We start from the raw sequence: 12,730 nt of genomic DNA on the forward strand, positions 1-12,730 counted from the left end.
CCCTAATTAAATATTTTCCTGAAAAATATTTTCCCGACCGGGGCTTCCCTATAGCTATTCTGCTCTTAATTCAAAAATCCTCCTTTAAAACGTCGACCCCTAGTGATTTTCAAATACATAAAAAAAACTGCCAGCGGCAGCTTATTTTGAATTTTCTTCATTTCTTTTTTGTATCTTTCGTAAATCTTCGACACGGTCAGGAGATTCTTCAAAGAATTCAACCAGGTCTCCAATCCTATCGATGGCATTCCAACTAAGGTGGTGTTCAATCCCCTCTACATCCTGATAAATATTTTCTTCCTTGACCCCAATCAACCTTAGCATCTGTTCTAAAAGTTCATGGCGGTAAACGAGCCTTTTACCAACTTTTTTCCCATTTGCAGTTAAGACGAGACCCCGGTACTTTTCATATATCAAGTATTTTTCCTGATCAAGTTTTTGAACCATTTTTGTAACAGAAGATGGGTGGACGGAAAGATTTTCAGCAATATCGGAAACTCTTGCATATCCTTTTTCTTCAATAAGTAAATAAATTTGTTCTATGTAATCCTCCATGCTCGGTGTAGGCATTCGGAATCCTCCCATTCAAACGCATATCTAAAAATTTTACTATATTAACGGCCCCGAAACAAGAAGATATAAGTCTCAGGGCGCCTTTAATGATGTTTCTTCTCAAGTTTGCTTGATGTTTTGTTCTGTTGGGAATGTAAAACTGATCTTCTTTTCAGCATCGGACCACGATAGAATGGCATCAAAGGTTTTTTCCCCTTTTTTAAAACCGCTTATCAGATCCGTTTCACCGCTCGCCAACAGCTTTTTTATATTTGCTTGACTGATTTTCTTATTAAGGATTTTTTTGGAGATGGTGAAGTTACACTTTGTTTTTTGATAACTTACACATCCATAGAATTCCCCTTTATCGACAATCTTAGAACCGCATAGTTTACAGCTGCCCACAGATGCCGAGCTTCTTTTTTTAGAGCCGCTCCGTTGAATCGACTCGGTATCCAGCCCTTGAAAATCCCAGTTTTCCGATGATTCCACGGCATCACTGATGATTTTTGCTGACATCTTTTTAACAGCTTCCATAAATCCGCCAGCTGAAGCCTTTCCTTCACCGATTTCCCTCAAACGCTGTTCCCATTTGGCTGTCATTTCAGGTGAAGCCAGGATTTTCTCCCCGATGGCAGTAATCAGCACTTTCCCTTTATCTGTCGCAAAAACCTGATTTTTTTTGACATTGATGTATTTACGGTCTTTGAGCATGGTAATGATGCCAGCCCGAGTTGCTTCGGTTCCGAGACCCTCGGTTTTCATCAGAACTTTTTCTAACTCTTCATTATCCAGATGCTTTCCGGCTGTTTTCATCAAAGTGATCAGCTGACCCTCTGTATAACGCTTAGGGGGCTGGGTTTTTCCTTCTTTCACCTTTATATTGGCGACATTTCCAGTATCCCCTTTGGAAACGGACGGCAAAATGATATCATCATCCTTGTCATCTTGGAAAATCACTTTGCGCCATCCCTCTTGAATCTGCTGCTTGCCTTTAGAAATGAATTCGGCACGCTTATCGACAAGCGTTTTAATGGTGGTGTAATCGAAAATCGCTTTCTCATAATGAGCCGCAATCAACCGGCGTACCACCAAGTCATAAATATTCCGTTCTTCGGCGGAAAGCCGCTTCGGGTCGGTTACCTGCTCCGTCGGGATAATTGCATAGTGATCAGTCACTTTTTTTTCATTTACAAACCTTTTATTATTTATGATGTTCGGTTGTGGCAAAGGAAACAGGGATTCATATTCTGAAAATCCGCTTAGTTTTTGCAAGATATCGGGAAATGTTTCGGCTTCCCCCTCCGTCACGTAATTGGAATCTGAACGTGGATAAGAAACGATCCCTTTTTGATATAAACTTTGCACGATATCAAGCGTCTGTTTCGGTGAATATTTATAAATCTTGTTCACTGTAGCTTGCAATGACGATAGATTAAATAACAAAGGCGGCTGAAATTCTTTTCTTTCAGTATCCATTTCCGCTATTTCAGCTTCCTTACCCTTGCAAAAGGCGGCAATCTTATCAGCCATTTCTTTTGTCTTGATTCTCGGGTCATTGTTCAGCTGCCATTTACCCTGATATTTCTTACCGTCCATCTTGAAATCTGCGAACACCTCCCAGAACGGTTCAGACTTGAATTGCTCAATTTCCATTTCCCGCTTCACTATCAAAGCAAGAGTCGGTGTCTGAACCCTTCCAGCTGAAAACACATCCGAAACGCCCCTTTGTTTCAACAAAATACTATACGCTCTCGACGCATTCATTCCCACAACCCAGTCCGCGCAAGCTCTCGTATACGCTTCATAATAAAGCGGCCTGGTTTTTTCCTCGCTCTTCAGATTTTGGAATCCCTCATAAATCGCTTTCGGGGTCAAAGAGGAAATCCATAAACGTTTCATCGGTTTATTGACATTGCATAGATTAACGATATTGCGTACAATCAATTCTCCTTCACGCCCGGCATCACCTGCATGAATGATTTCATCGACTTCCGGTTTCCTAAGCAAGGTCTTCACAACATTGAATTGCTTTGCCTTTTGCCGGGTCACTTCATATTGAAATTTCTCAGGAATCATCGGCAACGTTTCCATCGACCATTTTTTCCATTTTGAATGATAGGTTTCCGGCGAAACAAGTTGACATAAATGTCCGACGGCCCAAGTTACATAAGCTCCATCGGGGAAAAGTTCATTCGGCATGATTTCTATATAGCCTTGCTGTTTTTTCGTTTTAAATTGAGCCGCTAGCGTTGAACCTTGATCTGGTTTCTCCGCAATGATTAGCTTCATGATCATCTTCACCTAATCCGTTACAAAATATCTTTCCCCTATCATTATACCTTAATTATCACAATCGGCTAGATATGACTTCGTTTTTAACGGACTGTTCTAAAGTATTGTTTTTTTCTATGATTTATAAAAGCTAAAGGAATTGGATCAACATTAAGTAATCATCGATAGTCTTGGTTTGATTGCGACCCGGCCCTTCTAAGGAACGTTAATTGGCAAAAGAACTAAAGTCACTTTAAAAAATGTTATTAATAAAGAATACAAAGATAGTTGAGTTGCCTATTGAAAAATACTTAATACCTGTTGAATGGAGTGATTACAAGCAATATGGACTAACTCATACAGTCTGTTTAAATGCTTTTGCTATAGCCGGCAATAAAATTATTCCTTCTAACCAGTCAAACATTAAAGAAGTATAAAAAATCTAGCAGTATATAGATATTTGATTGGTCTAGTGAAGGATCACAGAAATATCTAAATGGTGTTAGTGGTTTCAAAACTCTTAGCTAAAAAACATCATTGAACCTGTAGAAAGAGATTCTTGAATTCCCCCATTTTCAAATATTAAAATGGCCGAAAAATCAAATTGATTTTCGGCCATTCTTATTCCACCAAGTATTGATAAGGGAAGGACACATTATCCCCCTCATTCCTTAATAAATAAGAGAGACTTTTTAAGCGATGAATCTATAAAATCCTCTCTAATAAGTCCCCTACTTTCTCTGCCATTTCCTGCGGTGGATAAGGCATGCCATTTTTTAACCACCATTCCACTACACCTACATAAGCATTTGCCACAAATTCGACAACTACATCTTCACTCTGACCAAAATTTTTTCCTTTTGTTATATCCACGTCTTTTTTGAACTCTTCGATATTATGCTGAACAAACCGGCTGCGAAAGTACGGAGCTCCCTCACTTGCCAACATCGTCGAAAAAAATAAATAATTACGTTCAAGATATTCCATGCAGTGTACAGTCGATTCAATCCACTCCATTTCAGCTTCCGACTCACAAAGGTTAACCATGTTATTGATATGTTCTTCTATGATTTTATCCAACAGATCAAATTTATCCAAGTAATGAAGATAAACAGTTGCACGGTTAATATTTGCCCTATCAGAAATATCCTGAATGGTCATGCTATCGAAATTTTTTTCTGACATCAATTCAAGAAATGCTTTCTTAATTGCCTCTTGGGTTCTTACAATTCTTCTATCCACTTTTGCCATATTAACACCATCTTTCCTTGAGATAGTCGACAATTTTTATTGATTTGTTGTTTAAACAACAAAACTGATTAAATTAACGATTTATATGCCTTGTTTAGTTTAAATTTATATTTTAAATTATAGACAGATGTCGAGAAAACATCAATTGTAGTTTTATTTTACATGAAAGGATGAAACGAAATGACAATTGAAAACAAAGTGGTTGTAATTACAGGCGCAAGTTCAGGTATTGGGGAAGCAACAGCTAAGCTGTTAGCTAAAAAAGGTGCAAAAGTCGTACTTGGCGCAAGACGTGAAGAGCGTTTAGCAAAATTAGCTGAAGAAATTAGATTGAACGGTGGTCAAGTGGCTTATCGCGTCACAGATGTTGTTAACCCAGATGATAGTCAGCAGCTTGTTCAACTAGCTAAAGACACTTTTGGAGGTGTCGATGTAATCTTCTTGAACGCTGGACTAATGCCTAATTCACCACTTTCCGAATTAAAAACTGACGAGTGGAACAGTATGGTCGACGTTAATATTAAAGGTGTATTGAATGGTATCGCAGCAGTATTGCCAACATTTACTTCGCAAAAGTCTGGACATATCATCACTACGTCATCAGTAGCTGGGCTTAAAGCTTACCCAGGTGGTGCTGTTTATGGCGCAACAAAGTGGGCTGTTCGTGATTTAATGGAAGTTTTGCGTATGGAATCTGCCCAAGAAGGTACTAACATCCGCACAGCAACTATTTATCCAGCAGCGATCAACACGGAATTGCTGGATACGATTACTGATAAGAATATTTCAGAAGGTATGACTGCGCTGTACGAACAATATGGTATTGCACCTGATCGAGTTGCCAATATTGTGGCATTCGCCATTGATCAGCCAGAAGATACGAACATCAATGAGTTTACAATTGGACCAACAAGTCAACCTTGGTAATAATATAAGATAAAACTAAGAGATTCATTTTCTTCTCGGAATGGTATACAGGTTTTAATTGGAGTAATCTCCTCTGCTCAAAATTATTATCCGAAAAATGGAGGAATTAACATGTCAAAGGATATCAAAGTTGCTCTTGTCACTGGCGGAAATAGAGGAATTGGATATGAATTGGTCAAACAATTAGCTTTGATAGGTTTTAAGGTTATTTTGGCAAGTCGGGATCCAGAGATGGGTCATAAAGCGATACAACAACTTAGGGAGTCAAATCTGGACGTTTCGTTTGTGTCGATAGATGTCAATAATCAAGAAAGCATCCGTCAAGCTGCGGTAGCAATAAATGAGAAGTATGGAAGATTAGACGTATTGATCAATAATGCTGGCGTGTATCAGGATGAGAATAAACAATTATTGAATATGGATCCATCAATTTTAGAGAAAACAATGGCAACCAATTTCTTTGGAGTTTACCATATGATCCGTTCCTTTATTCCCCTCATGGAAAAACAAGGCTATGGGAGAATCATTAATGTTTCCTCAGAATATGGGGCAATGAGCGAAATGTCCTATCCAGGAGTAGGCGCATATAAAATGTCCAAATTTGCCCTGAATGGATTGACACAATTGATAGCTGCAGAAATCAAATCTGATATCAAAATAAATGCGGTCGACCCGGGATGGGTAAGTACAGATATGGGGGGACCATCTGCTCCAAGAACTCCCGAACAAGCTGCTGAATCTATCCTTTGGTTAGCTACTACTGGAGCTGAAGGACCTAACGGGGGATTCTTCAAAGATGGAAAACGAATCGATTGGTAGCAATACTTAATAAGCAAATTATTTGGTGTTACAGCTTTGCAATTGTTATTGCTTTAGAACCAATTAAAGAAAAAATCCGGTTTTCCTTTGCCTAACTAGGATAACCGGATTTTTCTATAGCTTGGTGAATAAATATACCTAAACTAAAATGCACCTTTTGTTCCATAAGAAAAAGCTGCCTTAAAGACAGCTATGATCTTAAGCTAACACATCTCCTTTATTTTTATCTTACCTTTTGGTTTCATTTCACTGGCTGTGCCCCTTCATAAGAAAGAGAGCTGCTGATTAATTTCCTGAAATTGAAGTAACTCACCTGTTAGTTTAAGTAAAGTATTTCACAATCCAACCATTGACACAACCAATTCATGTGCCATACCAAGGTGTTGGTATTTAATTATGACTCTGTCAATACTTTGTTCATGCACTAACGAAAGAGCATAAATAGTATCATCTTCTGTTGCAGTACCAGCATTTACTTTATCGAGTTGCTTTTGTGGGTCTGTCTTTGGTTTAAGAGTTATGGAATCTAATCCTTTGAACGTATATTCACTTTCTTCTTCGCCATTAAAATGGTCAGAGATAATAAACCCTTTTGGATGATAACTCACTTGTATTTTCACTTTGGAAGGTATAGCTTTATCATTGACAAGAACTTCTTCAATTTGAATATCCCCAAATGGACTTTTATTTCCTACCGAAACCAATTGTACCTGTTTATCATTCGCTGAAGCACTTGGATGAGCTACTAAGGGTTGGTATAATTTCATAAAAAATAAAAAACCTATAAATAAAAACACAATACTAATAATACCCATTAACACCTTTTTCAAAAAAAACACTCCTTTATTATCCTGCCCCTTTAGTTCCATAAGACAAAGATTTGCCAAAGTAACTCCCTTATTGCACCTGTTAGGTTAAAACTTGCTAAAATATGTAATGTAAGCAAGATAACCATTAAAATGGGGGAGAAATATGAAAGTAGAACTAACAAGATTTAGAGTTAAGGAAGGTAAATCGGAACGGGTAGATGAATGGTTAAAGTTTCTAAACGAAAATATGATTGATGTGCTAATAACCCTTGGAGCCGAGAAAATGTATGTTGAAACTATATTACATCTAAATGGTTATGAGTTTTTATATTGGTACTCTGTCCAGGGTCAAGGCGGACAAGAAGTTGAGGAATCAGACCACTGGATAGATAAGAAGCATTTAGAGTATTGGAAAGAATGTATTGATGAAACATTCAGACCTGTTGATTTAAAAACAGAAGTAGTTATGATTCCAGAAAATATAAGACAAAATATGAAATGACCTTTACTATTGAAGGTCTTTTTTTGCTTTTTTTGATTTTTGACAAGAAGAAATAAGCAATTGCTCCAATACCAAAAACTACCTGATATATTGAATAATTAACTGGTATAATGCTATGCAAAGTCCTAAAATACATGCTTTCGTTTTAGATGGATGGTTTCTTTTACTGAGAAACAAGTAAAAGAAAACTAATATAAAACCCAACGGAATCCATAGCAGAAAAACACCTTCTTTTGTACTGTGAGAAAAAATTGGAGCAATAAAAGTGCTTATCAAAAAGTAAAAGAAAATCGTAAATCGTCGTTTTTCTAATTGCTTGCTCCACCTTACTAAAAAGAAAATAATAATTATTGCGATAATCGTAATGTGTAAAGGGGGTAGCACAATAGCACCGTTCCCAAATTTGAATTCCAAACTGAATTGCCCTCCTTTTTTTAAAGTGTATCACCATTCAAATGGAACTTCGGGAAGTTTTATTTGAGTTCATATCTTCCTCTGTAAATATCATTAACCATATTTCTTATTCCACTAACTGCCCTATTAGTTCATTAAGAAAAACGCTATCGGACTCGTTAGTTTAAGTAGAATATCATTAATCAATTAAATGGATCTTTTCAATTTTCTTTTTTTATTTAAATCTGTAATTAATTTTAAAACTAAGATTATCAGACTTATTCCAATTACAGTTGCACCTACCATACTTACTCCCATTCCTGCAAATCCCCCAATTAACATCAAACCACTAAGATGCGTTATGATACCTAAAATTACAAGAACCAATGGAGAAATATATATCTTTCTCTTGTGCTTGATTACCCAAACCAAACCCCAAATACTTAGTAATGAAATAGCAATTGGAAAATAGATAAATAGAAATGAAGTAAACAGGGCTTACCCTCCCATCTCATTAAATGTCTGCTTCACACTTCCCTTGCTTATTTTAACATAAAATTACATTTCTTCATTGGACTCCCTGGCCCTTTAGTTACATAAGAAAAGGAGCTGCTCATCAGCTCCTGGTAATGAAGTAAAGCCCCGTTAGCTATTCTCCCCCCCTCTAGTTGCATAAAGAAAAAGCTGCCTTTATAGACAGCTCCGATCTTCAGCTAAGGCTATTTTCGTAAAGATAGTTGTTTTTAAGACGAAACTATTTAAGGTTGATTGGAGCGGAAGTGCGAGACTCCTGCGGGAGTAGCGGGACAGGTGAGACCCCACAGGCGTTTACGCCGAGGAGGCTCACCGCCCGCCCCGCGGAAAGCGAGCATCTGGAGGGGAAATCACCACATCGTACTACTTGGTAAATAGCAACAAAGTATGTGGAACAGCCTCAGCTAAAGCACCCGTTCGTATCAAGTTTGCCACAGTAACCCTTTATTGATATGCATTAGAAGTTTTTCTATACATCGCTTATTTTTATAAACTAAAGGATGACGAGATTAGATTGTTATACTTTGTATTAGAAAGCTAACAATTGAGATTAGAATTTGCTAGCTTTAATATATTCGAGTTATTACTTTATTTTCAAATACTCAGTAAATAAAAGATAATCCTTATTACAAAGCAGCATTGCAGTATAACGTTTATAACCTGTTAATAACGGTGTAATTAAGGGGCCTTCATACATATTAAACAAACGTAGCAGAATCGCAAATGAATGATTTCTTTCCAATTCAGTTCTATTACGTTTAAACTCTGTAACTATATCAAGTGTAAGTAATCTGTCCCAATATATTCTATAAGCTTCAGTTCTTTCTTTTTCTGTGATTCGGGCATTTTTTATTACTTCAAATGTTTCAAATAAATACTTATAAAATTCATCTACTGGGATGACGCTGCCAGTTAAATGAGTTTTATTCTCTGTATTAATATGTCTCACCCAATAATAACAAGGAGAATCCGCATATATACTAATTTTTTTAGTGTGTAAATAAGCACTCATAGCAATGGGGTGATCTTCTGCCAATCTAATATCTTTTCTAAAACGAATATTCAAAGAACGGAGATATTCAGATTTAAACATTTTCAATACTGACATCGTGTCCTTTACTAGCGAATCAAAAAAATTCGTGTTTATTTGCGTACTTTTAAATACATATACAGGAACTCTACGATTGACGCCCTCATATTTTCCGATAATAACATCTGAATCGTTTTCTTTACCTAATGTATACATATTTGAAATGGAATTTTCACCAAGATAATCGTCTCCATCAACAAAGAAGATATATTCCCCTTCGGCTTCATCGATAATTCTATTTCTAGCGGTTGATGGGCCGCCAGTATTTTTTTGAGTTAATATCTTCATATTGCCATTTATATTGTACTTTTTTTTATAATTCTCAATAATTTTCACTGTATCATCCGTTGACCCGTCATCTACTATTAGTACTTCGATACCCTGAAATATATCTGTTTGAGATGTTATACTATCTAAGCATTTTAGAATATTTTTACTTTCATTGTAACAAGGTATCCCAACTGTAACCTTAAGCATGACCACTTCTCCTTAAAAGACTATAAACTACATCAGAAATATTTATCGTCGTTTTTTGGTTAATTATACCATTATAAGTCTAGTTAAATAGATGATTTATATGAATTTAACAATTAATAATTGTTACGAGGAATATTAATCATATTTATAGATAGACATTGATGTGTTTAATCTTCTTTACAATCCTGCTCCTTTAGCTCCATAAGAAAAAGGCTGGGGTAACAACCCACCAATCATATTCCACAATGGTACAGATAAAATTCACCTTTAGCTAAAGCTTCTCCCATTAAAATTATTTTTTCAAATTGTGTAATCACTTCATCTCGGTTGAAGACTAGTTTTTTATAGTCCCCCTCCTGATTGTCAGCTTCGCCATATACGAATTCTCCAGTGAGTTCAAATTTATCAGGTGCATTTTTAATTAAACTCTTCCATGACGAAAAAATACTTATTAAAGTTTCTGAAGAGTGAATATCAAAAAGGGTTACTCCATGATTGTTAATACCCCTGCCACTTGGAGTTCCTTGCAATGATGGGTTTTTACTTGGAATCCATTCCAATGAGTCCATAATGTATTAAATCAAATAATCATGTATAACAATACTATCGATTACACTGTTATTTCTTTCTCTGTACATCCAAACATCCTTTATATCAGTTGTCTTAGAAATAAGCCCAAGCTCATGTTTGCCTCCTTAAAATAGGTTGGGTTAGGGCTTATAATAGCACTTCTTATTGAACTAACCGGAAAAGCGATTCTTATAAAAGAATCGCTCCAGATTGCGAAAATTTGTAAATTTCTTTTATATGTTGATCCAAAGAAAGTAACTGAATTATTGGTTTAAATCCATATATTATTTTCAGCAGGTAGTCTAAAATTAGTTTCACCAGTGTTGACTACACCTTTAGGCTCTACCAGCATTATATGGCATTCCTTTTCAGCATGAGGCTTATGCTCCATACCTTTTGGTATCACATACATTTCTCCTTTGGAAAGTTTAACCTCTCCATCGCGGAATGCGATGGACATATCGCCGTCTATCACGATGAATGCCTCATCGGTGTCTTTATGATCGTGCCATACAAAATCCCCCAGAATCTTAACTAACTTAAACTGATAGTCATTCATTTCACCAATGACTTTGGGCGACCAGTGTTCACTGAATTTGGACAGTTTCTCGCTTAGATTAATAGCATTATAATTGATATAAATCCCCCCAGAACTATTATTACCTTTATTTTACAACTTCCATAGATTAATTACTATTTTGATTAAGATCTCAAAGTTTCTGCTGATCCTCCACAAAATGGCCCTATTGTTGAACAAAGACCACACAGCAATCTCGAACTATCCTGCCCCGATAGTTGCATAAGAAAAAGCTGCCTTAAAGACAGCTCCGATCTTAAGAACGCACCCGTTAGTTCATTAAGAAAATTGAAACTTCTTCAAGAATCGTGCCTATACGGATGCTAATTTTAAAAGAGTTACCTGAAAAATTATTTTAAGAGCGCCTAAATGGCTCTTTTTTTATATTTCGTACTTATCAAAACTAATATGTACGAATATCCCTAAAAAATTATTAATATCAAGCGTTTAACCTACTGAAAAATTCTTTTTCCTTCCCACTTTCTATTAAATAGCAATTGGCCCTTTGTTTGGCAACCCCTACTTTTATATATTTTTAGTCATCCGGAATAATTTCTATACAAATAAGTCTAACTTCTCTTTTAATATCGAAAAATAAGACTTTTATCCTAACGCATTGCAAAATAAATAGGAGTTTAGTATATTTATCCCAATAGAGGTAAATGCAGTAAAACATAAAAATTGTACGTTAAGCCTAGAAATGTTGATATAAAAGGGAATGTTCTGATAACGTCCGTTGTTTTTCAATGCTAATTTAAGCATTAAAAGAACTTTAAAAAGTGGTTTGATTTGACCGATTAATTTGCTTTCCGTATAACATTTCTAAAATGTTGTGGATACCTCTAATATTTTAGAAAAGAGGTGTATTTATATGAAGAATTTTGTTCCAAAATTCTTGTTCTTTGCTGCTATTGTTCTTTTATTTTCAACGGTTACAGAACCACTTTTATCTTATGCTGATACCAAACCAACAAAAAAATTCGAAGATGATTTTTTCTTTGGTGAGGGAATCTTAGAAAATTTAACGTATGAAGATTTAAATAAGTTGAGTGATAATGAGCTTGAAAATTTAGGAGTATATACAGGTGAAGGTGCTGAAGAATTTAATGAAGAAATTCTAGATGATGATTTTGATTTTGAAGCCGCCGTCGAAGAGTTAGATATTTCTAAAATGGAAAATGATGAAAAAGAAGAATTTTTGATACTTGTTAAAGAAACAGCAACTATTTCGGGAACTGAAGAAGTAAAATTATTAGAAGAGGCACTTATTGGTCTTTTTGATGGAAATTCGGAAACGTTTAATGACCTAGAGGCAACTCAAGAACAATTAGAAGAAAAATATTTAGAAAAGTTAGAATTCGAAGAAATTGCTTTAGTCTCTAAGGTGAAAAAAGTGCTTTTTGGTTCGGATACAGTTTATGCAGCTAAGAAAAAGGGAAAAGTTGCTGTTGGTATTTATGTGGCAGGTGCTGCTTTTAACCTAGCAATAGCTGGAGTAGTTGGAGGGGGTATATCTGCAGTTAAAAATTACATTAAAAAGAAAGGGATAAAGAAAGCTCAAGAAGGACTTTCAAGAGTAGTTACAGCCCAAGCTAAAAAGCTAAAGATTAAAACGATAAGAGGCGTTGCTATTGCAACAGTTATTGGTTCTGCTATTGGATTTGCTTTAAACTATGGCGATCCTGGAACAGCTATAGCTAAATTTAGTGATGGTAGGGATTGGTATAAAAATAATGGATGGATTGATATAACAAAATGAAATATTTAGGATATTTTCTATACTTTATTATTGCGACCGTAGTGTTTTATTACTTAAGTAGATATGTAGCAACTCAGGAGAGCGGTTCGTTTGGACTTATAGCAGGTAATTTCATCCGCGGTCTAATTATTGTCATAACAGGATATTTGATTGCTATAAGGATACAAAAAAGAGAATAAAATCACTATTTTTATTT

12 protein-coding genes are annotated in these 12,730 nt (G+C 35.7%); 4 read left to right on the forward strand and 8 right to left on the reverse strand.

Annotation, left to right across the window (positions count from 1 at the left end; all coding sequences use genetic code 11):
* Positions 1 to 141: 141 nt before the first annotated feature.
* From mntR to MKX49_RS13355, 3 genes are all read right to left on the reverse strand, one after another.
* Positions 142 to 570: a transcriptional regulator MntR gene (gene mntR / locus MKX49_RS13345; protein ID WP_048687667.1), complete on the reverse strand. Its 429-nt coding sequence runs from the start codon at positions 568 to 570 to the stop codon at positions 142 to 144.
* 102 nt (positions 571 to 672) lie between these two features.
* Positions 673 to 2,844: a DNA topoisomerase III gene (locus MKX49_RS13350; protein ID WP_340876717.1), complete on the reverse strand. Its 2,172-nt coding sequence runs from the start codon at positions 2,842 to 2,844 to the stop codon at positions 673 to 675.
* 687 nt (positions 2,845 to 3,531) lie between these two features.
* Positions 3,532 to 4,077: a TetR-like C-terminal domain-containing protein gene (locus tag MKX49_RS13355; RefSeq protein WP_063593904.1), complete on the reverse strand. Its 546-nt coding sequence runs from the start codon at positions 4,075 to 4,077 to the stop codon at positions 3,532 to 3,534.
* 180 nt (positions 4,078 to 4,257) lie between these two features.
* Here MKX49_RS13355 and MKX49_RS13360 point away from each other — a divergent pair, with 180 nt between their 5' ends.
* Positions 4,258 to 5,004 (forward strand): SDR family oxidoreductase, encoded by a 747-nt coding sequence (locus tag MKX49_RS13360; protein ID WP_340876718.1) that lies wholly within the window; start codon positions 4,258 to 4,260, stop codon positions 5,002 to 5,004.
* A 111-nt stretch (positions 5,005 to 5,115) separates the two neighbouring features.
* On the forward strand, positions 5,116 to 5,823 hold the full coding sequence (locus MKX49_RS13365; RefSeq protein ID WP_340876719.1) for an SDR family oxidoreductase: 708 nt from the start codon (positions 5,116 to 5,118) through the stop codon (positions 5,821 to 5,823).
* Between the two features lie 335 nt (positions 5,824 to 6,158).
* On the opposite strand, the gene MKX49_RS13370 is transcribed toward MKX49_RS13365, so the two are convergent.
* Positions 6,159 to 6,653 carry a hypothetical protein gene (locus MKX49_RS13370; protein WP_340876720.1) on the reverse strand — a complete coding sequence of 165 codons (495 nt, stop codon included), beginning with the start codon at positions 6,651 to 6,653 and terminating at the stop codon, positions 6,159 to 6,161.
* 142 nt (positions 6,654 to 6,795) lie between these two features.
* Here MKX49_RS13370 and MKX49_RS13375 point away from each other — a divergent pair, with 142 nt between their 5' ends.
* Entirely contained in the window at positions 6,796 to 7,134 is a 339-nt protein-coding gene (locus tag MKX49_RS13375) for a DUF6176 family protein (protein ID WP_340876721.1), read from the forward strand.
* 600 nt (positions 7,135 to 7,734) lie between these two features.
* Here MKX49_RS13375 and MKX49_RS13380 read toward each other — a convergent pair.
* The 4 genes from MKX49_RS13380 to MKX49_RS13395 form a co-directional block, all read right to left on the reverse strand.
* Positions 7,735 to 7,959 carry a YesK family protein gene (locus tag MKX49_RS13380; protein ID WP_340876723.1) on the reverse strand — a complete coding sequence of 75 codons (225 nt, stop codon included), beginning with the start codon at positions 7,957 to 7,959 and terminating at the stop codon, positions 7,735 to 7,737.
* Positions 7,960 to 8,644: 685 nt separating this feature from the next.
* Positions 8,645 to 9,628 carry a glycosyltransferase family 2 protein gene (locus tag MKX49_RS13385; RefSeq protein WP_340876724.1) on the reverse strand — a complete coding sequence of 328 codons (984 nt, stop codon included), beginning with the start codon at positions 9,626 to 9,628 and terminating at the stop codon, positions 8,645 to 8,647.
* 233 nt (positions 9,629 to 9,861) lie between these two features.
* Entirely contained in the window at positions 9,862 to 10,197 is a 336-nt protein-coding gene (locus MKX49_RS13390; RefSeq protein WP_340876725.1) for a hypothetical protein, read from the reverse strand.
* Positions 10,198 to 10,469: 272 nt separating this feature from the next.
* Positions 10,470 to 10,835 (reverse strand): cupin domain-containing protein, encoded by a 366-nt coding sequence (locus MKX49_RS13395; RefSeq protein WP_340878541.1) that lies wholly within the window; start codon positions 10,833 to 10,835, stop codon positions 10,470 to 10,472.
* Positions 10,836 to 11,646: 811 nt separating this feature from the next.
* On the opposite strand from MKX49_RS13395, the gene MKX49_RS13400 reads away from it, so the two are divergent.
* Positions 11,647 to 12,534 (forward strand): hypothetical protein, encoded by an 888-nt coding sequence (locus MKX49_RS13400; RefSeq protein WP_340876726.1) that lies wholly within the window; start codon positions 11,647 to 11,649, stop codon positions 12,532 to 12,534.
* The last annotated feature ends 196 nt before the right edge of the window (positions 12,535 to 12,730 follow it).

This window comes from Peribacillus sp. FSL M8-0224 (assembly GCF_038003055.1).
Taxonomy (GTDB): domain Bacteria; phylum Bacillota; class Bacilli; order Bacillales; family DSM-1321; genus Peribacillus; species Peribacillus frigoritolerans.

Coding starts and splice junctions, on each gene's coding strand:
- mntR (WP_048687667.1), bottom strand. CDS start 570: ATGCCTACACCGAGCATGGAGGATTACATAGAACAAATTTATTTACTT.
- MKX49_RS13350 (WP_340876717.1), bottom strand. CDS start 2,844: ATGAAGCTAATCATTGCGGAGAAACCAGATCAAGGTTCAACGCTAGCG.
- MKX49_RS13355 (WP_063593904.1), bottom strand. CDS start 4,077: ATGGCAAAAGTGGATAGAAGAATTGTAAGAACCCAAGAGGCAATTAAG.
- MKX49_RS13360 (WP_340876718.1), top strand. CDS start 4,258: ATGACAATTGAAAACAAAGTGGTTGTAATTACAGGCGCAAGTTCAGGT.
- MKX49_RS13365 (WP_340876719.1), top strand. CDS start 5,116: ATGTCAAAGGATATCAAAGTTGCTCTTGTCACTGGCGGAAATAGAGGA.
- MKX49_RS13375 (WP_340876721.1), top strand. CDS start 6,796: ATGAAAGTAGAACTAACAAGATTTAGAGTTAAGGAAGGTAAATCGGAA.
- MKX49_RS13385 (WP_340876724.1), bottom strand. CDS start 9,628: ATGCTTAAGGTTACAGTTGGGATACCTTGTTACAATGAAAGTAAAAAT.
- MKX49_RS13390 (WP_340876725.1), bottom strand. CDS start 10,197: ATGGACTCATTGGAATGGATTCCAAGTAAAAACCCATCATTGCAAGGA.
- MKX49_RS13400 (WP_340876726.1), top strand. CDS start 11,647: ATGAAGAATTTTGTTCCAAAATTCTTGTTCTTTGCTGCTATTGTTCTT.